A 21797-nucleotide genomic window follows, 5' to 3' on the forward strand; every position below is an offset into this window, starting at 1 on the left:
TGAGAGTTAGGTCGCGCGTTAGTTTTAGCCTAAGACTAAAACTGAGCTGGTAGGATATGCCTTGGTTCAGGTTTCGAAACCAATACCGAAATTCGCTTCCGTCCCTTCCTCCGTCTACAACCATTACAACCAGGAAAGATCGCTCGCCAGCAGAGATACATTCATGCTGACACGCACCGCCGCCATCGCCGAATGGTGCGAACATGGTGCAGCGCAAAGGGCAGCTATATTGGCCTAGCTCAGACTAGTTCGAATTGGTCTGACAGCATCGAAAAGTCTGATCGGTGGGTTTGCTATCCATGCCCCAGAGCCTGCTCGTTTTCATCAAAAAAGTGTAGTTTGTCGGTCGGGAAATGCAGACCAATCTTCGCCCCAGGCTTAAGGTCCGTATCACCGTTAAGTCGGGCGGTTACCTTTTCTTCCACGCCGCAATCAACAATCAGGAAAGTGTCTGCACCCAGGTATTCGATCACCTCGATGATACCATCGCTTTGACCATCACCAGCTGCGACCACCTCAATATGCTCAGGCCGCACGCCGAGTTTGGTTGCGTTTCCGGATAGATCAAACTCACCACTACGACCGTGCTCCAGCTTGTAAGTGCCGCCTTCAGTCGTGCAGGGCAGGATATTCATCTTTGGACTGCCGATGAATTGGGCCACGAACAGATTGGCAGGGCGCTCGTAAAGCTCTCGCGGAGTGCCGACCTGTGCGATCTTCCCGTATTCCAGCACCACAATCCGGTCGGCGAGAGTCATTGCCTCAACCTGATCATGCGTGACGTAGATCATCGTGCGCTTGAGGCTTTGGTGAAGTTTGGCGATCTCATACCGCATCTCAACCCGAAGCGCTGCATCTAGGTTTGAAAGCGGCTCATCGAACAGGAACGCCGTCGGATCACGTACGATGGATCTTCCGATGGCCACCCGCTGCCGCTGACCGCCGGACAGGTCCTTTGGCCTGCGCTCAAGGAATGGTCCCAGCTTGAGAACCTCGGCGGCCCGGTTGACCTGTTCGGCTATCTCGACCTTGGGAACACCCGCAACTTTCAGCGAGAACCCCATGTTTTCAGCAACCGTCAGGTGCGGGTACAGCGCATAGGATTGGAACACCATCGTCAGCCCGCGTTTTGAGGGCGGATGATCTGTGACGTCGCTGTCACTGATCAACAGAAATCCGCGCGAGATGTCCTCGAGCCCGCCAATCATGCGCAGCAGGGTGGACTTTCCGCAGCCGGACGGGCCGACGAAAACAATGAACTCACCTTCCTCGATCTTGAGATCTACGCCCTTGATGACCTGCGCCGAGCCGAACCATTTTTCGACTGCCTTTAGTTCGATGCTACCCATCAGGCCCTCCCTGCCCAGTGAAGCCAGACGGCGGCTGTCCAGGTGAATGCCTGGCCACCCGCAGGGCTGCCGGTTTTTGGGTCGAAGTACTCTGCGAACCCATAGCCCGATATCAGTTCGGCAGTTTTCTGGCGCAGCTGTTCTGCCTGTTGTGCATGCCCCATATCCGCCAGGCCAAACCCGATCATCATGTTCATGAAAGCCCAGGTCGGACCTCGCCAGTACCGACGTGCGTCGAATTTCGGCATGTCCGGATCATAGCTTGGAACGGGGTAAGGCACAGTTTCCAGTACTGATTTCAATCCTTTAAGCATCCGATCAGACTCCATGCCAGCGTACCAACACAAGTATGACGCGTTGGAAATACTCTCGGCCATCTCCCCGGTATGCGCGTCACGGGAGTCGAAGCTCCCTAGGTCATCGTTCCAAAGCGAACGCGCGCCGGATTCGAGCTTTTCATTATCCTCACTCAGGCCCTCGGCCTCCAGTTCGAGCTTCTCGCTGATCATCAGCAAGTCCCGTGCAGCGCGAAGAGTGGTGAACGTCATAGTGGGATCGGCGACGCGGAACGGGTTCAGGGACAACAGGGCTTGCTGGTCCCATACCGCATCTCGGCCGATCTGAACCAGCTTGATGTACCGGTCGTAGTCGAACTTTGTGGGTCGGTCGTCGCTGTTCACGTGGCTGGTGTCGCGGCGCTGGTATTCCCCAACATCCGACGCATCCATGCGCGCCATCGAGTTGTCCCAATCAGGGGCGTTGTCGCGACCTGCCTCCCACGGATGGGTCGTGCAAACGGCACCGAATTCATCAAGGCGCCATTTCATGATCCAACGATGCCACGCCAACAATTTAGGGAACAGCTCCTTCATGCGAGCATCCCCAAACGCGGTATCCTGTTCCCAGATTTTACGTGCCATGGTCGCAGCAATGGGGGGTTGGATGATGCCCGAAGACGGGATCGGGCCATTGCATCCCCAAACATCGGGGCCGGGGAAATACCCTTCATCCTGCTGGTGGAACAGGATATGCGGAACCATGCCGTCTTCCCATTGCCCGGTGAACAGCGTCTCGATCTCAGTCCAGGCGCGGTCGAGGTCGAACTGGGCAAAGCCAAGCGCGGCAATCGCGCTGTCCCAGTTCCACTGGTATGGATACAGCCCCTCGGTAGGAATGGTGTAGCCGCCGCGATCGTTCGCAATCAGGATATTGCGCGCCTCGCGGTCGGGGTTCGTATGTTGGTTCATCTGTGTCATCCTTTGACAGACCCCGCTGTGAGGCCCTTGGTCATGAAACGTTCAAGCCCCAGGAACAGCGCCATGATCGGAACGGTGGCGATCACCGCACCGGCCATCAGGTGCTGACGGGGAATTTCTGAGGAGTTTAGCATCGTGACCCCTCGGGTCAGGGTGAATTTCGACGGGTCATCCAGCAGCATGAAGGCCAGCAGGAATTCATTCCACGCGATCATGAAGACATAGAGCGAGACCGACGCCAGCGCGGGCAGGCTGAGGGGCAGGGTGATCTTCCAGATCACTGCCAGACGGGACAGACCGTCCATCAGCCCGGCTTCCTCCACCTCGGTCGGCAGGCCCCGGAAATAACCTTGCAGCATGTACAAGGCCACCGGGATCGTGGTGACCGGATAGATCATGACGATGCCGAGGATCGAGTTGCGCAGCCCTGTCAGCGAGAAGGCGATATAGATCGGTAGCGCCAGAACGATCATCGGCACCATGTAGATCAACAGGATCGAGCGCGAGAACGCCTTTTGACCCTGAAACCGGAACCGTGCCACCGCGTAAGCTCCGGGCACGCTAAACAGTAGCGTGATGAATACGGTCAGGACCGAGACATAAAGCGAAGTCCATAGGTATGTACCGAAATTGAAGTCACGGAACAGCTCGGTGTAGCTGCGGAACAGGTCGGTGCCTTGGGAGAGGTCGACCGAGAAGTCCAACGGGTTCTGTAACAATGCCTGCTGAGACTTCAGGCTGGTCATGACCATCACGTAGAACGGGATCACGACGATTGCCGTGAAGAATATGTACCCGAACCCTGTGAAGAAGCGGATCACTGCCTCTTCGTATTCATGGCGCGTGAGCTCTCCGAATGGCGTTTCTTTAAGGATCGCCGCCAGGGAAAGGTGCATGACGACGGCCATGGCGACAACTGTGACCACAACAGCCTGCAGGGATGTGTCCGAGCCGATCAGAACCGGACCAAACCCGGTCAGCCCGGACAGGCCCAGAAACGCCGATATGCCGAGGCGGGCTGGAGCACGCTTTGCGGGAAAGCGGACATAGACCAAACCGGCGACCGCACCCCAGATCAGGCAGAGCAGAACTTGTGGGCGAAAAGCTGCCCCGGTTGAAAACGACATGGTGATGGCTACCGTGGTGGCGACCACAACAAGCCACAGCGCGCCCAGAACTGGGGCAGTAAGATACCCTTTGCGCATCACAGACCCTCCTCACGGCTGATGAAGCGGAAGAAGACAAAGCTGAAGGCGATCAGGCAAACCAGGATCACAACGGCCACCGCCGCACCGGCACCGATGTTCGAGATCGCAAAGGCCTGCTCATAGACATTCACGGTAAGCGTGCGGGTGCCCGCATTGCCGCCGGTCAGCAGAAAGATGTCGTCGAACTTGTTGAACGTCCAAATGAAGCGAAGCAGGAACAGCACTGATAGAATGCCCAACAGTTGCGGGATGCTCAGCAGCCAGAACTTCTGGAACGGCGAAGCTCCGTCCATATCCGCCGCCTCATACATGCTGGAGTCGATGGACTGCATCCGGGCCAGGATGAACAGGAACGACAGCGGGAAGTAGCGCCAGATTTCGAACACGGTAACCATGATCAGCGCCAATGGGCGTTCACCGAAGAAATTGATTGGCTCGCTGCTCAGCCCCATCTGCACTAGCAAAGCGTTAGCGGAACCTGAGAAAGGGTCAAACAGCGTCACCCAAGTGAATGCGACGGCGATGACGGGGGCGACATAGGGGAACAGGTAGAGGCCACGGATGAAGCCTTGTCCCCTAAAGCTTTTGTTCAGCAATAAAGCGGCGAACAAGCCCATGACCAAAGCGCCAATCGTGCCGAAGACTGTGTAGAACAGCGTGACCCAGAGAACGCCCCAGAATTCCGAGCCATCAAAGACGCGTGCAAAGTTTTCCAGGCTGAACTCAAGGTTGGTCAGCACGTTTGGCCCGCTTCCTGTGAGGCGAGGCTCGGATTCTTCGACGAATTCCTCGAATGCTTGGAGATCTCCGTCGACCGTGACCGGGATGCGGATACGCTCACGCTGACCGCCGTCCAAGGTGCCAAAATCGCAAAACAAATCCCGCCCCTCAAGGACGCAGGGCTCGACGATTTCTCCGGCGGCGACGCCATCTGGCAGCACATCACTCAGGGTCACGCCTTCAACGGCGATTTCCTGGCTGGAGTTGCGCAGGCGGTATTCGATCCGCAGATCGTCACCAGAGCCGCGCAGGCTTTCACGGACAACCGGAGCAGGCGGGCGCAGGTCGGACAGGGTAAACGGTTTGAAGCTGATCCAGATGATCGCCAGCAAGGGCAGGATCACCACAAGCGACACGCTGATCACGGTCGGAGCCAGCAGCGCCCAAGCCAGACGCGCCTCGCGTTTGGCAAGAGCCCCGGTTCCGGTCGGTGGGGTGGCCGAAGACATGGAATACCTCGAAGGGTTGCGAGCAGCGGCGCGAGCGCCGCTGCAGGTGCTGGTTGATTACTGAACCTTGGCCAGCTCTTCGTTCATGGCTGCAACTGCGGCAGCCGCGTCAATCTCATCGTCGATATACTGCCGGACCACGCGGTTGATGGCCTGAGAGTTGATCATCTTCGACGCCAGCGCCAATTGACCTTCAGCCACGCCCCAGCGCTGTGCAACGTCCAGACCGCCCACGATTTCGTCGATCATGGCTTGGTCATAAAGCTCACCCAGAGGGGCCTTGCGGTCAACGCCTACAGGCAGCTCGGCCCATGCTTCAGAAAAGGCTGTCGGATTGTCGGCGTTGCCGCGACGAACAGGGAATTTGCCCTCAGGCGCAATTGCCAGAGTTTGGGTGTACCCGTCATCCATCGCGAATTTCACGAATTCCATCGCGGCGTCCGTATCCGCGTCGTTGGTAATGCCGAAATACCGCACATCGCCCCATGCTGCGCCATCCGGGTTGGACGGGCCAGAGAAGTTGGTCACGATTCCAGTCTTACTCGCCAATTCGCTTGAGGTCGGATCGTCGCTAATTGTTGGCGGAGCGCTGTCCCGCAAGCCGGCCAGTTCATCCAGAATGAAGGGCGACCAAATGATCATCGCGGCCTTGCCGTCGAAATACAGCTCTCGCGATTGCTTCCAGTACAGCTCACCCGGAGGCGACGCTTTTGAGATTGCTTTGTAGAAGTCCAGAACCTCTGTTGTCTTGGCCTCATCCAGTGGCTGGAAACCATCAGCGCCAACTGGCGAGACGCCATTGGCGAGGAACACATGTTCCAGCACCTGGCTCATGAAGTTCTCATCAACTTTGGTCGCGGCGACAAAGCCGTACATTTCCGGCGGGTTGTGCAGTTTTTCCAGCGCAGCCAATACGCTGTCAAATGAGTTGGGCGCATCCAGGCCGGCTTCGTCAAATAGGTCTTTGCGGTAGACAACCATTTGCGTCCAACCATCGACCGGTACTGAGGCTGTTTCGCCATTAAAGGCCGCCATACCCAATGCGCCGGGTGCAAATGTGTCGGCGCCCAGCTCTTCGATCACTTCTGTCGCAGCTTCGGTGTCAAGGATACCTGCTTCGGCCCAAGGCAGCGCGTATTGCAATGGATGATAGACCACATCAGGCAGATCTCCCGCTGCAAAAGCTGCGGTAGCTCGTGTGCCCAGATCTGTTTCGGTGACCGGAATTACCTCAACTGTGGTGCCGGTTTCCGCTTTAAACTGGTCCGCCATTTCCTGCTGCTTTGCGAGCCGTTCTGGTTGCTCCTCAGTTGTCCAGAAACGAATAGTATCTGCCTGTGCTGACACGGCTGCCAGGGCCAGCGCCAGCGATGTGCCAAGCATCAGTCGAGATGCATTTGGTGTAAGTTTCATGATCGGTCTCCTCCCCGATTTCCATTTTTGAATTGTGTAATTTTTCGCGCCAACTCTTCAGGTGTCAGGCGCGGTGGTCCATCAGAATCCCGTTCCAAAAGAACGGCTTCGCCGAGCTCACGCAGGCTTTCCGGTGCTTCTCCACGGGTCTGCCGTATGAGCATTTCAGCAAGGCGTTCGCCAGCCCGCTGTGAATCGACGCTGAATGTCGTAAGACGCGGGCTGACGTATTGGCTTTCGGGTATGCCGTCATACCCAAGGATCGAGACATCCTTACCGATTTGCAGGCCAAACTCGGTGCAAACAGTGTATGACCCTAATGCGGCCAGATCAGTCGCAAAGACGATCCCGGTCGGTGGATTCTCCAGTTCCAGCAAAGCTCGGGCTTGGACTGCACCTTCATCACGAGTGCGCGCGTCCTCGCGTATCAGTTCAAGGTCGATGGGCAAGCCAGCGGCGCTCAGACCTTCGAGATAGCCATCGCGTCGAAGGTGGCTGTAGTTGAATTTCGGATCGCTGCCGACGAAGCCGATGCGACGATGGCCAAAACCATTCAAACGACTGACCGCGCTACGGATTGCCGTTTCACCCGAGATATCAAACCAAGATGTATCGTCGTAAGGGTCCGCTTGCCCGTATCCCGTTCGACCGTAGAGTATGAATGGAACATTCAATGCGCTTAGATACTTGATACGAGCGTCGTCGACTTCCGTCCTGGGCAGAATAAACCCATCGGCTTTGCGCTCCTCCACAAGGCGCCCCAGAACGTTGAGCATATCCTTTTCGGACTTGGCCGTTGAGATAGTCATCGTCCAATCGAATGCGCTGGCACCTTCACAAGCGCCCGCTAGAAAGTCCTGCAGAAACGGATTGTGCCGGTCCGGTTCCCCGCTGTTAATGACCATCGCAATTGCACGTACTTTCCCTGTGCGGATCGCCTGCGCGTGGCTGAGCGGGCGATAGCCCATCTTTCTCGCGGTAGATTCGACCCGTTTTCTGGTGGTCTCCGAGATGTCGGAATACCCGTTCAAAGCACGCGACACGGTGCTCTTTGAAAGACCGAGGTGATCAGCTAACTCGTTCAGCTTCACCCTTCGGGAGGAGGGATCGCGACGGAGCGAAGATTCGCGCTTCGGTAGACTGGGAATCGTTCTCATCCCACTATTTGTTTGCTCCGAAACCGGTTTCGGCAACCAAAAAAATCGAAAAACTCATCAAATTACACATTTGACGGTTTTGTCGGAAGAACTTGGGTTGAGGCGGGTAGGGTGCTCTCGTAGCCATCACGCATGATTAAACAATCGCCATTCAAGTACTTCAAGACCAGTCCAGAGGTCATTCGTCTGGCAGTCATGCTGTACGTTCGGTTCCCACTATCGCTTAGAAACGTGGAAGACCTATTGCATGAGCGTGGTATTGTAGGTGAGCCACGAAACCGTCCGCTATTGGTGGAACAGGTTTTGCCCGATGTTTTCTGCTGAGATCAGACGGAAGCGTGTCCAGCAACTGCGCGCGTTCTCTAACTGGCAGTGGCACCTGGACGATGTATTCGTGAAGATAAACGGCGAAACGCATTACCTTTGGCGGGCTGTTGATCACGAAGGCGAGGTGTCGGAAGCGATTGTCACCAAACGTCGAAACAAGCAGGCGGCATTGAAATTCCTCAAGAAATTGATGAAGCGACACGGTAAAGCGGAGAACGTCGTCACGGATCGCTTCGCATCGTATCGGGCCGCTCTCAGGGAGCTTGGTGTTACCGAAAGATAACAGACGGGCAGGTGGCTCAACAATCGCGTTGAGAATTTCCACCTGCCATTCCGACCAAGAGAACGCGCCATGCAACGTTTCAGGCGTATGCGAAGTTTGCAGAAATTCGCCTCCGTCCACTCATCCATCTACAACCACTTCAACCAGGAAAGATCGCTAGCCAGCAGAGATACCTTCAAGCTGACGCGAAGCGCTGCTCTTGCCGAGTGGCGTCGACTTTGTTCCGGATAGGTTCACGGTTTCCGCGGCAAACTGAGACTGGTTCGAATTGGTCTGACAGCACCCGCTTTTCAGCTAAATCCAATGCTTGGTGGATTGATACGGTGTCCCCGAAAGCCAAATGCTTGGCGAAAATAATCAAACTAGCGGCTGATTATACATAGCTCCGAATCCCACTTTAAATAGATTTGACCTAACATCGGAGGCGCAATCATGACTGATTCAGATTCAATTTTCTTTGGCTATCATGCTGATCCATCGCGCTCCAGCTCATTGCAGGCTGCTGCCTACACCGAGCGCAAGTGGTTTGACGCAGACCTTCGCGCCATCCTCTCCAAAACTTGGCAATGGGTATGTCATGTCGAGAAAACACGTGAGCCGGGATCTTATGTAACAGTGGATATTGCCGGCCAACCCATTGCCGTTGTGCGTGATAAAGAGGGTAAGCTTCGTGCCTTTTATAATGTCTGCAAACACCGTGCGCATGAATTGCTGTCGGGCGAAGGCAATACAACGCGGATCATGTGCCCCTATCATGCTTGGGTCTATAAACTTGACGGGCAATTGGCCCGCGCACCACATACCGAAAATCTCGAAGATTTCAGGAAAGACGAGATTTGTCTCGATGCAGTGCAGGTCGAGGAATTTTGCGGCTTTGTTTTCGTCAATTTGGATCCGATGGCAGCGTCTTTGTCAGAACAATCCGGCAACTTGGAAACCGAAGTGCGCCATTGGGCACCGGATGTGGATCAACTCACTTTTGGCCATCGTCTGACCTATGACATCAAATCCAACTGGAAGAACGTCGTGGACAACTTCCTAGAGTGCTATCACTGTCCTACAGCGCACAAGGATTTTTGTGACCTCGTGGATATGGATACCTACAAGGTTACGACCTACGGCATTTACTCCAGCCATATGGCTGATGCGGGCACAAGTCCGAATTCCGCTTATGATGTGTCGAATGCCACCGTGAAAACCCATGCGGTTTGGTGGCTCTATCCGACGACCTGCCTGATGCGGTATCCGGGACGGTCAAGCATGATCGTGTTGAACATCATCCCTGTTGGGCCAGATCGGACGCTTGAAACTTATGACTTCTTCCTTGAGACATCGGAACCCGACGCGATGGAGTTGGACGCAATTCGTTATCTGGACGAAGTTCTTCAGGTCGAAGATATCAGCCTTGTGGAAAGTGTGCAGCGCGGGATGAACACACCCGCGTTCACCCAAGGTCGGATCGTCAATGACCCGGATGGTTCCGGCAAGTCCGAGCACGCTGTACATCACTTCCATGGCTTAGTCTTGGACGCTTACGCAAAAGGTGCTGCGTGACGCGGCCAAACATCCTCGTGATTATGGCGGACCAGTTGGCTCCGCATTTCACAGGGGCTTACGGTCATAAGGTTGCCAAGACGCCACACCTGGATGCGCTGGCTGCACGCGGCATGCGCTTTGATGCGGCTTACTGCAATTCTCCACTCTGCGCACCTTCACGGTTTGCCTTTATGTCGGGGCAACACATCAGCCGCATTGCAGCTTACGACAATGCATCCGAGTTCAGAGCCTCGGTGCCAACATTTGCGCATTACCTTAAATCGCTAGGCTACCGGACCTGCCTTTCAGGCAAGATGCATTTCGTTGGCCCAGATCAATTGCATGGGTTCGAAGACAGGGTAACAACCGATATCTACCCCGCAGATTTCGCATGGACCCCGGATTGGGAAGCGCCAGATGAGCGGATCGATAAGTGGTATCATAACATGCAAACCGTCAAGGAAAGCGGTTTGGCCCATGCGACCTTCCAGATCGACTATGACGATGAAGTTGGCTTTGCCGCCAATCGCTGGCTCTTCGATGTGGCCCGAGACAAAGCACGTGGGAACGATGCACCCTTTGCGATGGTGGTAAGCTTCATTCACCCGCATGATCCTTACGTTGGACGACCTGAATGGTGGATTCTTTATTCGGACGATGAGATCGACATGCCGTCCTTTACACCCGTGACGGAGGATCAGGACCCGTTCTCGCGTCGATTGATGGATGGGATCGAAGCATCATATGTGCCGCTCAGCGACGAAGAAATCCGTCGCGCGCGTCATGCTTATCTGGCCAATGTCAGCTACTTCGACAGCAAGATCGGGGAGCTGATTCAGACCCTCGAAGAGACGGGCGAGTTGGACAACACCATAGTGTTTGTAACTGCGGATCACGGCGACATGCTGGGAGAACGTGGGCTGTGGTATAAAATGAATTTCTTTGAACACTCTGCGCGCGTTCCACTGGTCATGGCCGGGCCGGGCGTTGTAGTGGGGACAACGCAGAATGCAGTGTCACTGGTCGATTTGCTGCCGACCTTTATCGATATTGGCGGCGGTAATGAGGCGATGATCGGAGAACCGATCGACGGCCGCAGTCTAATGCCTTTGGCCCGTGGCGAATACGACCCAGTTGATGAAGCCATCGGTGAGTATTGTGCCGAGATGACGGGCTATCCCGTAATCATGATCCGGCGCGGCCCTTTAAAATACATTCATTGCGACAGCGATCCGCCGCAGCTCTACGATCTAAACGCCGACCCGCTGGAAACAAAAAATGTCGCCACAGACCCTGATTATGCTGATGCGGCAGCCCGCTTTGCAGCCGAAGTCGCGGAACGGTGGGACGGTAGTGAATTGCGAAAAAAGATTATCGCCACGCAGAGATCACGCCGCGCGTTACATGCCGCGATGGAAGCAGGTGCCAGCGAGTCATGGGATTACAACCCACCATCTGATGCAAGTCAGCAGTATGTCCGCAACAACTTGGATTGGACGGTGGCCGCTAGTCGCTACCGCTATCCGCCTTTGAAGGATTGAAGCCAATGATGCTGAACGGAAAAATTGCCCTTGTGACCGGCGCGCGCGGTGGCATCGGGCGTGCAATTGTCGCGCGGTTCCTAAAAGAAGGGGCAACAGTATTTGCCGCAGACCTCACACCGGAAGGATCGTTAGACCAGCACGACGAAGATGGCAGTCATTTTGTTAAGCTGGATGTGACTCAAGAGGCAGACTCGGTTGCGGCGATGGATCATGTGCGCGCCACACACGGAAAGTTGGACATCCTAGTAAACGCGGCCGGGATCGAGATCGAAAAAACCGTTGAAGAGACCACGCTGGAGGAATGGAACCAAAGCTTTGCCGTGAATTCTACAGGCACGTTCCTGACCTCGAAATACGCCATCCCATTGATGCGCGAAGCGGCGAAGACAGGGAATAGCGCAAGCCTCATCAATTTTGGCTCCTACGATGGGTTCATCGCTGATCCGGGCCTTGCGGCCTATTGCGCAACCAAAGGTGCAGTACACGCTTTGACCCGCGCAATGGCTTGCGATCATGGCCCCGAAGGTATCCGCGTAAACGCCATCTGCCCCGGCTATATCGATACCCCAATGCTGCAGAGCTTCTTCAACGGAGATGGATCTGGTGGCGGCGGCGGCAATATTGAAACGCTGCAACAGGCCGTGCGAGATGTTCATCCGACGCGCACCTACGGGACGCCACAGGACATTGCAAACCTGGTTAACTGGCTTGCTTCCGACGAAGCACGGTATGCCTCTGGCCAGTTGTGGGTTCTGGACGGGGGGCTGTCTGCACAAGTGCAGCAGATGAAACTCTGATGCCCAAATCCGTCATCATCACCTGCGCACCCACAGGGGGCATCCATACGCCATCGATGTCGCCACATCTGCCGATTACGCCTGCCGAGATCGCGACAGCAAGTATTGAAGCGGCACAAGCCGGCGCGTCGATCATTCACTTGCACGCACGGCATCCAGAGACCGGCAAACCCGACCCCCGCCCCGAGCTGTTTCAGCAATTTTTACCTGTGATCAAACAGTCCACTGATGTGGTGATGAATGTCTCTACCGGCGGCGGTTTGGGAATGTCGATGGATGAGCGCCTGCTGGCGGCGACCTCAACAAGCCCAGAGATGGCATCTCTCAACATGGGTTCCATGAACTTTGGCATCTTTCCGATGCTGCAGAAATACACTGAGTTTCAGCACGATTGGGAACAGCCATTCCTGGAGATGACAGAGGACTTCATCTTTCCCAACACCTTCAAAACAATTCGTTACGCCATTGAAAAACTTGGTGGTGATCATGGCACAAAGTTCGAGTTCGAATGCTATGATCTTGGCCATCTCTACAACGTCAAATGGTTCGTGGATCAAGGCCTGATCAAACCGCCTTTTTTCATTCAGATGGTGTTCGGCATCTTGGGTGGCGTTGGCGCGGATTCAGACCATCTAACCCACATGCACAATACAGCGGACAAGCTGTTCGGAGCAGAGAATTACGAATGGTCTGTCCTTGCCGCTGGCCGTCACCAAATGCCTTTTGCAACCCAAAGTGCATTGCGCGGCGGAAACCTTCGTGTTGGTCTCGAAGACAGCCTGTTCATTGGCAAAGGTGAGTTGGCCCAATCCAACGCGGAGCAGGTCACGCGCATCCGATCAATCGTAGAGAACCTTGGCCTTACGGTCGCGACGCCAGCAGAAGCGCGCATGCGGCTCGCACTAAAAGGCGGCGATCAGGTTGGGTTTTGAGGAGACGCTTATGCAGACGAAAATGTTGATCAATGGCGAATTGGTCGAAGGTACCGAAGAGGCGTTGGAAATCCTGAACCCTGCAACAGGCGAAATCATATGCAAAGTAAAAGAGGCCAGCGATGCACAGACCGAGGCGGCAGTGCGCGGTTCGGCAGAGGCATTTGAGACCTTTTCAGGTACGACCCCCGCGGAACGCGCTGCGATATTGCTTCACATAGCTGAAGTTATCGAGGCGAACGGCCAGGAGTTGGCAGAACTTGAGAGCTTGGATGTGGGAAAACCCTGGCCATCGGCTCATGATGACGAAATGCCGCTGACGATCGATGTCTTTCGCTTTTTCGCCGGGGCTGCGCGCACCATGATGGGCTCTGCTGCTGGCGAATATGTTGCGGGTCATACGTCGATGATCCGACGTGACCCCATTGGCCCTGTTGCGGCCATCTCCCCCTGGAACTACCCGCTGATGATGGCGTCCTGGAAGATTGCCGCACCAATTGCGGCAGGATGTTCGGTGGTGTTGAAACCTTCCGAGATCACGCCGCTATCTACTTTGCGACTTGCAGAATTGTTACAAGATGTTCTGCCAAAAGGCGTGCTAAACGTGATTCATGGTCGCGGGCTCGGCGTGGGAAATACCCTGATGAACAGCCCGCAGATGGAAGGGATCAGTGTTACGGGCTCTCCGGCGACAGGCATGGCTGCAATGCGGGCTGCTTCCCAGAAAATTAAACACGTTCATCTGGAATTGGGCGGCAAGGCGCCGGTCATTGTCTTTGGTGATGCTGATCTTGACGCCGTGGCCGAGACGATCCGTTATGGCAGTTACTTCAATGCCGATCAGGACTGCGCACAGCCTTGCCGCGTGATGGTTGCAGACAGTGTTTACGACAGGCTTGTGGCAGCCCTTGCTGATCAGGTCGGTCAGATCCAGATTGGTGCGCCGAAAGCCGAGGGAACAGAAATGGGACCGCTTGTTTCTGCCTCTCAGCAGGATCGAGTTGCAGGTTTTGTAGACCGCGCGCGAGACAATTCAGAAGTCGTTACCGGGGGGACGTTTGGCGAAGAAAACGGGTTTTTCTACCAGCCGACAGTCATCGCCGACGTAGACAATACTGCGGAGATAGCCTGCAATGAGGTGTTTGGGCCTGTTGTAACAGTGTCGCGTTTTTCTGACGCAGAAGAGGCGTTGAAAATCGCCAACAAAGGGCCTTACGGGTTGGCCTCATCGGTCTGGACACGAGATGTTGGGCGCGCGATGCAAATGACATCCAAGCTGCGCTATGGGTTTACGTGGGTAAACACGCATGGGGTCGCGACCCCCGAGATGCCATGGGCCGCGATGAAAGGCTCGGGCACGGGCAGTGATATGTCGGTTTATGCATTGGACGCTTATACTGCGATCCGTCACGTCATGGTGGCACACTGATGCGGTTGGCTGGAAAACGCGCCTTTGTTACAGGCGGCAAGCAGGGCATTGGGCGGGGCATTGTTGAGGCGTTCATGGCTGAAGGGGCCGCTGTCACTGCCTGCGGGCGCGGCCCTCAACCCGATGATCTGCCGGAAAACGTAATTTGGTACACACTGGATGTGTCTGCCGCCGAAGCGGTTGCAGAGATCGTCAGTATAGTCGGTGGAACTGATATCCTTGTAAACAACGCCGGCGTTCAGGTCGAAAAAACTGTTACCGAAAGCTCGGACGCGGATTGGGACTTGGTGATGGGCGTAAATGCGCGAGGCGTTTTTAACTGTTGTCGCGCCTTCATTCCAGAAATGTCGCAAGGTGGCTCGATCATCAACATCGGTTCGATCTCAGGCAATGCCGCGGACCCATCGATGGCGCTCTACAATGCGTCAAAAGCGTTTGTGCATGGGCTCACACGCTCTATCGCAGTGGACCACGGACCAGCGGTGCGCTGCAATGCGATCTGCCCGGGATGGATTGAAACAGGCATGCTGGACGCAGCGTTCGACCTCGCGCATGACCCGGAAAAGGCCAAATCCGACGCGTTGGCTCGCCACGCGGTCAAACGCTTTGGCAAACCTGCCGATATTGCAGCGATGGCTGTGTGGCTGGCTTCTGACGACTCGTCTTTTGCAACCGGCCAGTTGTTCACGGTGGACGGTGGTCTGACGGCGGCCTCCCCCCTTAATCCGGGGCTGTTATGATGTCAGAAATTGAAAGAACCGCCATTCTTGGAGCCGGTGTGATAGGGGCAAGCTGGGCAGCTTTGTTTCTCGCCTCGGGCCGTAGCGTGACGGTCTTTGACCCCGATCCGAATACCGAAGCATCCGTTCGCTCTTATGTCGAAAAAGCCTGGCCGGCACTGGACGAGTTGAACCTCACAGATAGGGCCACACCCGACGCTATCACTTTCGTTTCAACCGCCGAGGCGGCTGTCCAGGGCGCGCAATTTGTTCAGGAGAACGTGCCAGAAAGACTGCCAATCAAGCATTCGACCTATGCCGGGATTGAGCCAGAGTTGAACCCTAACGCAATAGTTTCCAGCTCAACTTCCGGCCTGACGCTTGAAGCTTTGCAAGAGGGATGGCGCGATCCCAGCAAATTGATCCTAGGTCATCCATTTAACCCACCGCATCTCATCCCATTGGTCGAATTGACCGTCAACGATTCCACCGGTTCAGATGTCTTGGACCGCACAGAAGCTTTCTACAAAGACATTGGTAAGATCACGATCCGGATCAAGAAAGGCATGCCAGGACATGTCGCGAACCGTTTGCAAGCCGCAGTTTGGCGCGAGGCCGTTCATATGGCGGTCGAAGGCGTTGCCAGTGTCGAAGACATCGATAAAGCGATGTGGGCTGGCCCGGGACTGCGATGGGCGGCGATGGGTCCGACAACCCTTTTTCACTTAGGCGCAGGCGATGGTGGCCTGCAGGCTTTCTGTGACCATTTCAAAGACACATTCAATGGCTGGTGGGACGACTTGGGCGATCCTCGTCTTGATGAGGATGTCATCAATAAACTGGTCGATGGCATTAACGATCAAACTCAGGGGCAAAGTACCGAAGAGTTATCAGCGCAACGCGACAAGATGCTTACAGCGATGCAAAAAGCTACCCAACACTTTCGGACTTGATGTCGGGATTGAACATTGGCCAAGCGCGAAACTCGAACGGGGTGCGGCCTTCAATGCGATCCGCACTGGGTGTCAATCCAAATCGTTTGCGGTATGCCCGGCTGAAATGAACCTGTCCATTAAACCCTGATGCTTCCGCAATCTCGCTGAACTTAAGCTCAGTTTGCGTCACTAATCCGCGCGCGCGATCAAGGCGAATGTCGCGGTAATACTCGATCGGTGACTTATGGACATATTGCTGAAACAATCGGCTAAGTTGTCGTTGCGAAATCTTCAACCTCGCTGATATTTCAGGGATCGACAAAGTGGCTTCCAAGTGCGCCTCCATCAAATCGATCGCGTCCCTTACCACTCCAGAGGTGACGTAACCCAGCGGCTCCATGTCTTTGGGGTTCTGTGATTGGCCTTCTCCGCGCACATTGTGATGAAAAAGGTATCGAGCAGATGCATTGGCGATACTCTCACCAGCGACAGAATGTACAAACCGCAATCCCAGATCGGTTGCTGCAGAACCCCCGCAACAAGTGAAAATCTTTCCATCCATAATAATCATGTTCTCTGACACGGTGGTGTCATGGGCCGTTTCGGCAAAGGCGTCGATGTGTTCATAGTGAACCGTTGCGGTCTTTCCTTTGAGTAGTCCAGCCGTCGCAAGTACAATCGCGCCGGTATCCAAACCACCAACGATTGCTCCACCCGATTCCCATTTCTGTAGGGCTACCTTGAACTGAGGTGTCCCGTGACGCTCAGGTGTCCAACTAGTACTCACCAGAACCATCCAAGGCTTGCGCCTCACCACCTCCGCCAATGGGGCAGTGTCAACGACCAAGCCACTGCTGGATTCAATTGGACCACCGGGGTCTGAGACATAGGTCCAAGAAAATCGAGCTGAACCCGTCAGGTAATTTGCTACTCTGAATGGATCCACGAAAGACGTTGTCGCCGAAACATTAAAATGCGAACTCACCAAAACAACTATGTCTAATTTGCGATCTATTGGCTGCGTCATGGCCGATTTTGTAAAACAGCGTCCAAAATTGTCAATTATGTTCCGGAAATACTCAAAAGACACCAGAGTACTGAGCCAAGCACTGCCTAAGTGCGAAGGCTAGGCCGAGGGGATCAGATCTCAATCAGTTTCTGAAGCTAGAAAGCCGACATTCGCTCCACCGCAGCGAAGGCTCACTTTGTCCGCACAGCGGTCGTCGGCCTTTTCAAAAAAGAGGTCTGCTATCCGCTCTTAGGCAGTCATTTGACAAAAACGCTCAGGTGACCGCCTTGAGTCCAAAACTGCGCATGGACAGGTGGCTGAACAACCACATTGAAAATTCGCACCTCACGTTTTGGCGGTGTGAACGCGCCATGCAACGTTTCTGGCGTATGCGAAGTTTGTATAAATTCGCCTCCGTCCACTCCTCCATCTACAACCACTTCAACCAGGAAAGATCGCTAGCCAGCAGAGATACCTTCAAGCTGACGCGCAGCGCTGCTCTTATCGCTGTTCGAAACCGGACTTTGTCACACCATCCTTGCCAATGCAGCTTCTGGTTCATCACTTGACCGCATAAGTAAGAAAGGGTTCGATTCAGAGTACAACCACTTAGGGAATTTTGTTAAAAAACATTTATTTTGAGTGAACCATGCAATTAAGTTGACGTCAGGTAAACCTCTGTAATTCTTAAGCAAATCATGAAATTTTAATTTCAAAACAAATACTTCAGAACCGAGCGACCAAGGCCTAAGCCAACTAGAGCAGTTTAATTCCGCGCCAAGACGTCCAAATAGCCACCAGCCCTTGAACTTCAACCGTGCCTGCGCGGGCGTGAGTTTCGCCCGTGAGGTCCCTATTCAAACAGGATGGTCCCCATGAATTTTCTTCTGCGTGGTAGCCTGGTTACTCAAATCACCATCGGTCTTGTCGCCGGTGTTCTGCTTGCCACCCTTTGGCCTACTGCTGGGTCAGCGGTCGGCCTGCTTGGCGACTTCTTCGTCGATGCATTGAAAGCTGTTGCACCAGTTCTGGTGCTGATCCTGGTTTGCGCTGCAATCACAAACCACAAAAAAGGCAGCGAGGCGCGTATGGGCCCCGTGGTGCTTCTGTATATAGTCGGAACCTTCGCAGCTGCACTGGTTGCGGTTGCAGCCAGCTACATGTTTCCGGTTACTCTGCATTTGACAGGTACGCCCGAGCTTTTGGATGCTCCGGACGGTTTAGCTGAGGTGGTCAAAAATATCCTGCTGAAAATCGTGGACAATCCGGTGAATGCTTTGGCAACCGCTAACTATATCGGCATTCTCGCCTGGGCCGTTGGCCTGGGGCTTGTTTTCCGTCACGCCAGCGACTCGACCAAGACCTTGATGTCGGACCTGGACGGCGCGATTACCAAGATCGTCGCAGCGATAATCCGAGTGGCTCCAATCGGCATCTTTGGTATCGTGGCTTCGACAATTGCTGAGACCGGCATTGAAACACTTGCAAGCTATGGCCAACTGCTGGCGTTATTGCTTGGCTGCATGATTTTCTTGGCGTTGGTTGTAAATCCGCTGATCGTGTTCCTGCGCATTCGCAAGAATCCATATCCGTTGGTTTTCACATGCCTGAAAGAGTCCGGGATTACCGCTTTCTTCATGCGCAGCTCGGCCGCCAATATTCCGGTAAACATGGAACTTTGCCGCCGTATGGATTTGGATGAAGAGACCTATTCGGTCACCATTCCGATCGGAGCGACAATCAACATGGCCGGTGCCGCCATAACCATCACGGTGATGACGCTGGCAACCGTTCATACGATGGGAATTCAGGTTGATTTCGTCTCAGCTGTTTTCCTGAGCGTCATTGCTTCGATCGCTGCCACTGGGGCTTCGGGCGTAGCAGGAGGATCACTGTTGCTGATCCCAATGGCCGCCAGCTTGTTTGGCATCGACAATGCGACGGCCATGCAAGTGGTGAGCATCGGCTTCATAATCGGCGTGCTGCAAGATTCTGCAGAAACCGGTTTGAACTCGTCGACCGACGTTCTGTTCACTGCGGCGGGATCGTTTCAACAAGGCGACCCTTACCCACGCAAATTGCCGGCGGCACATCCCACGGCTTAGCCACTATTTAAAACACTTCAACCGCTGGCACTGGTCATCGGTTGAAGGACGGATTGGTCCGCGATCTGTGAGTTCGTAACCATGTTAATTTGGAGCAACAGCGAAGGTCCGCAAAGCGGGCTGCAACCGAAGCATGGAGGTTGGCTGCGGGATGTCGGCTATGGGCCGCTCCGGTTGATTGTTGCCTTGGATAAATTGGTATTGATGAAGTGGTCTGTCGCTTAGCATGGTCCCTAAGGAAGCAAGAGCGTATAGGTCGGAGGCCATTGAATGGCAAAAATCAGAGTAAATATTGTCGGTGCCGGTCGCGTGGGTCAAACCATCCTCGGCCTTTTGCGACACTCATCCAAGTATTCGGTTCAAGACATAGTAAGTTCTCGATTTAGATCAGCGGAAAACGCAGCCCAAATTGCGGGAATGGGCAGAGCGGTGGAGAAATATGCAGACTTAGCGCCGGCCGACCTGTGGATTTTGGCGGTGCCGGATTCTCAGATTTCAATTGCAGCAACCGACCTCGCAAAAGTTGTTGGTCAACACGATGCCAATGAACCGCCTCCAGTTGCGTTTCACTGCAGTGGTTTTTTTCCGGCAGACAAAATGGCGCCGCTTCAAAAGCTAGCCTGGCGACTGGCCAGCGTGCACCCAGTACTTACGTTCGCAGAGCCGGCAACCGCGATCCAGCAATTCGAGGGAACACTTTGTGGCATTGAGGGCGAAGTTTCTGCCTTGGATTTTATCAAAGACTTTCTGGCCGAGATTGGAGGAATCCCATTTCAGATCAATTCCGATAGCAAAAGCCTCTATCATGCGGCCGCCGTGATTTCGAATAACTTCACCGTGGTTTTGCAGGCGATCGCGCGTGAAGCCTGGGCTACCGCGGGAGTGCCTGATGACATTGCAAAGCAACTGAACACCACGCTGCTTCAAGCCACCTGTGAGAATGTTGCCGCCTATGGACCACTGGGAGCGCTTACGGGACCCGCATCACGAGGCGACACCTTTGTCGTCTCGCAACAAGCGAAAGATGTAGCCGCTTGGCACCCTGCTGCAGGAATCATCTACAAAGAGCTGAGCTTGCTCGCTCAGAAATTGAAGGCCGACGGTAAGACACAGGATTGGTTGGGTCCCGAAGCCTAGCCTGACCTGCAATTCAAATGTGATTATGTGAATTTTTGGGACCTTTTATCTCGCGCTTGCGGCGAACGGCAGGTTCAACGGGTGCACTGCGACATCTTGATGTCGGCCTATGAGACCGGAATGGGCCGCTCCAATCCAAAAACTAAGGGGACTGACCCAGTGCCTTTTCAGTTCACTCGTAAATCTTTACAAACCAGGAATGTCATTTGATGTGGAGAAGGTGATTATTCGGACCGGCCAGTTGAGGTCCGAAGTTATAGACACTACGGAAACATCATCTGTTTGCGACGTACCGAAAACATATTTGTCGACGATTGCGCGGCCTGCGCCCTGGGCGACCATGCAGACCAAAGCGGATTGCGTCTGGACTTCGGCTTTGACCTGAAACGAAGGGTCTTGTCAGAAGAACTTTGCTTGAGCGGGGCAGGGCTGTTGCGTAGCCTTTGTCCACGACCAGACCTGCCTCTTTCAAATACTTTAATACCAGTCCCGAGATCATTCGCCTTGCGGTTATGCTGTATTTCCGATTCCCGCTCTCGTTTCGGAATGTAGAAGATCTGCTGCACGAGCGAGGCATCGACGTGAGCCACGAAACGGTCCGATATTGGTGGAACAGGTTCGGTCCGATGTTTGCCTCTGAGATCACACGAAAGCGAGTCCAGCAATTGCGCGCGTTCACGAAATGGAAGTGTCACGTCGGCGAGGTTTTCGTGAAGGTGAATGGCAAGCGGCATTATCTTTGGCGGGCCGTAGATCATGAGGGCGAATTGGTGGAGGCAGTCGTCACCAAAACGCCGAAACAAGAAGGCGGCATTGAAATTCCTCAAGAAGTTAATGAAGGGACACGGCAAAGCGGAAAACGTCGTCACGGATCGCTTCGTATCGCATCGGGCCGCTCTCAGAGAGTTTGGTGCTACCAAAAAACAGCAGACGGGCAGGTGGCTCAACAATCGCGTCGAGAATTCGCACCTTCCTTTGCGACGACGCGAACGCGCCTTGAAACGTTTCAGGCGCATACGAAGTTTACAGAAACTCGCCTCCGTCCATTCCTCCTTCTACAACCGCTTCAACCAGGAAAGATCGCTTGCCAGCCGAGATACCTTCAAGCTGACACGCACCGTCTCTCTCGCCGAGTGGCGCGAACTTGGTGCGGCATAAAGAGTTGCTATATTGGCCTAGCTGAGACTGGTTCGAATTTGTCTGACAGCACCTTCGAGGAATACCCCTAATCCCATCGGGAACGCCCGATCCCTACGAACCACCCAAAAACTGAATTGTGGCATTGTCCGCATAGCGGTCGCACGAGATATTCCGGCGAAGGTCTGCTTTGAGCCCATTTCAGTCATTAGAAGAGGCGATGCAAAACGGTAAATTCAAGTGCATGAGATTGGCCCGTTTTTGCGAATCTTGAATATGTGGCATTCTCAGTTCT

The 21797-nt window shown here is 54.4% G+C and carries 16 protein-coding genes and 3 pseudogenes; 12 read left to right on the forward strand and 7 right to left on the reverse strand.

Annotation, left to right across the window (positions count from 1 at the left end; translation table 11 throughout):
• Nucleotides 1–293: 293 nt before the first annotated feature.
• Genes QMP16_RS00435 through QMP16_RS00460 form a run of 6 tightly spaced genes read right to left on the reverse strand, consistent with a single transcriptional unit; the run spans nt 294 to nt 7546 of the window.
• Nucleotides 294–1349 (reverse strand): ABC transporter ATP-binding protein, encoded by a 1056-nt coding sequence (locus QMP16_RS00435; protein ID WP_282150814.1) that lies wholly within the window; start codon nt 1347–1349, stop codon nt 294–296.
• The gene (locus QMP16_RS00440; protein ID WP_348774574.1) at nt 1349–2596 is read right to left on the reverse strand and encodes an MGH1-like glycoside hydrolase domain-containing protein; all 1248 of its coding nucleotides are present in this window, start codon (nt 2594–2596) and stop codon (nt 1349–1351) included. Before QMP16_RS00440 ends, QMP16_RS00435 begins: the two co-directional genes overlap by 1 nt.
• 5 nt (nt 2597–2601) lie before the next feature.
• The gene (locus QMP16_RS00445; protein WP_282150816.1) at nt 2602–3810 is read right to left on the reverse strand and encodes a carbohydrate ABC transporter permease; all 1209 of its coding nucleotides are present in this window, start codon (nt 3808–3810) and stop codon (nt 2602–2604) included.
• A complete protein-coding gene (locus QMP16_RS00450; protein ID WP_282150817.1) occupies nt 3810–5042 on the reverse strand; it encodes a carbohydrate ABC transporter permease in 1233 nt (410 codons plus the stop codon). The genes QMP16_RS00445 and QMP16_RS00450 overlap by 1 nt, the downstream gene beginning before the upstream one ends.
• Nucleotides 5043–5099: 57 nt before the next feature.
• A complete protein-coding gene (locus QMP16_RS00455) occupies nt 5100–6455 on the reverse strand; it encodes an ABC transporter substrate-binding protein (RefSeq protein WP_282150818.1) in 1356 nt (451 codons plus the stop codon).
• Nucleotides 6452–7546: a LacI family DNA-binding transcriptional regulator gene (locus QMP16_RS00460; protein ID WP_282150819.1), complete on the reverse strand. Its 1095-nt coding sequence runs from the start codon at nt 7544–7546 to the stop codon at nt 6452–6454. The genes QMP16_RS00455 and QMP16_RS00460 overlap by 4 nt, the downstream gene beginning before the upstream one ends.
• Before the next feature lie 198 nt (nt 7547–7744).
• On the opposite strand from QMP16_RS00460, the pseudogene QMP16_RS00465 reads away from it, so the two are divergent.
• From QMP16_RS00465 to QMP16_RS00500, 8 genes and pseudogenes are all read left to right on the forward strand, one after another.
• Nucleotides 7745–8453: pseudogene (locus tag QMP16_RS00465) on the forward strand (IS6 family transposase).
• A gap of 201 nt (nt 8454–8654) precedes the next feature.
• Nucleotides 8655–9776, forward strand: a complete 1122-nt coding sequence (locus QMP16_RS00470) for an aromatic ring-hydroxylating oxygenase subunit alpha (protein ID WP_282150820.1) — start codon at nt 8655–8657, stop codon at nt 9774–9776.
• Nucleotides 9773–11299, forward strand: a complete 1527-nt coding sequence (gene betC, locus QMP16_RS00475; RefSeq protein ID WP_282150821.1) for a choline-sulfatase — start codon at nt 9773–9775, stop codon at nt 11297–11299. The genes QMP16_RS00470 and betC overlap by 4 nt, the downstream gene beginning before the upstream one ends.
• 5 nt (nt 11300–11304) lie before the next feature.
• A complete protein-coding gene (locus QMP16_RS00480; protein ID WP_058273719.1) occupies nt 11305–12099 on the forward strand; it encodes an SDR family NAD(P)-dependent oxidoreductase in 795 nt (264 codons plus the stop codon).
• On the forward strand, nt 12099–13031 hold the full coding sequence (locus QMP16_RS00485) for a 3-keto-5-aminohexanoate cleavage protein (RefSeq protein WP_282150822.1): 933 nt from the start codon (nt 12099–12101) through the stop codon (nt 13029–13031). The genes QMP16_RS00480 and QMP16_RS00485 overlap by 1 nt, the downstream gene beginning before the upstream one ends.
• A 10-nt stretch (nt 13032–13041) precedes the next feature.
• Nucleotides 13042–14460, forward strand: coding sequence for an aminobutyraldehyde dehydrogenase (locus tag QMP16_RS00490; RefSeq protein WP_282150823.1), 1419 nt, complete (start codon nt 13042–13044; stop codon nt 14458–14460).
• Nucleotides 14460–15200: an SDR family NAD(P)-dependent oxidoreductase gene (locus QMP16_RS00495; RefSeq protein ID WP_282150824.1), complete on the forward strand. Its 741-nt coding sequence runs from the start codon at nt 14460–14462 to the stop codon at nt 15198–15200. Before QMP16_RS00490 ends, QMP16_RS00495 begins: the two co-directional genes overlap by 1 nt.
• Nucleotides 15200–16132 carry a 3-hydroxyacyl-CoA dehydrogenase NAD-binding domain-containing protein gene (locus QMP16_RS00500; protein ID WP_282150825.1) on the forward strand — a complete coding sequence of 311 codons (933 nt, stop codon included), beginning with the start codon at nt 15200–15202 and terminating at the stop codon, nt 16130–16132. Before QMP16_RS00495 ends, QMP16_RS00500 begins: the two co-directional genes overlap by 1 nt.
• On the opposite strand, the gene QMP16_RS00505 is transcribed toward QMP16_RS00500, so the two are convergent.
• Nucleotides 16110–17141: a GlxA family transcriptional regulator gene (locus tag QMP16_RS00505; protein ID WP_282150826.1), complete on the reverse strand. Its 1032-nt coding sequence runs from the start codon at nt 17139–17141 to the stop codon at nt 16110–16112. The two genes, QMP16_RS00500 and QMP16_RS00505, sit on opposite strands and share 23 nt — an antisense overlap.
• Before the next feature lie 278 nt (nt 17142–17419).
• Between QMP16_RS00505 and QMP16_RS00510 the strand changes: the two are divergent.
• From QMP16_RS00510 to QMP16_RS00525, 4 genes and pseudogenes are all read left to right on the forward strand, one after another.
• A pseudogene (locus tag QMP16_RS00510) lies at nt 17420–17692 on the forward strand (hypothetical protein); the annotation flags it as partial.
• A 306-nt stretch (nt 17693–17998) separates the two neighbouring features.
• On the forward strand, nt 17999–19228 hold the full coding sequence (sstT, locus tag QMP16_RS00515) for a serine/threonine transporter SstT (RefSeq protein ID WP_282150827.1): 1230 nt from the start codon (nt 17999–18001) through the stop codon (nt 19226–19228).
• A 270-nt stretch (nt 19229–19498) separates the two neighbouring features.
• Nucleotides 19499–20365 (forward strand): Rossmann-like and DUF2520 domain-containing protein, encoded by an 867-nt coding sequence (locus QMP16_RS00520; protein ID WP_282150828.1) that lies wholly within the window; start codon nt 19499–19501, stop codon nt 20363–20365.
• A 443-nt stretch (nt 20366–20808) separates the two neighbouring features.
• Nucleotides 20809–21523 (forward strand): annotated as a pseudogene (locus QMP16_RS00525) (IS6 family transposase).
• The last annotated feature ends 274 nt before the right edge of the window (nt 21524–21797 follow it).

Origin of the sequence: Ruegeria atlantica (genome assembly GCF_947495585.1) — a bacterium.
Lineage (GTDB): Bacteria > Pseudomonadota > Alphaproteobacteria > Rhodobacterales > Rhodobacteraceae > Ruegeria > Ruegeria atlantica_G.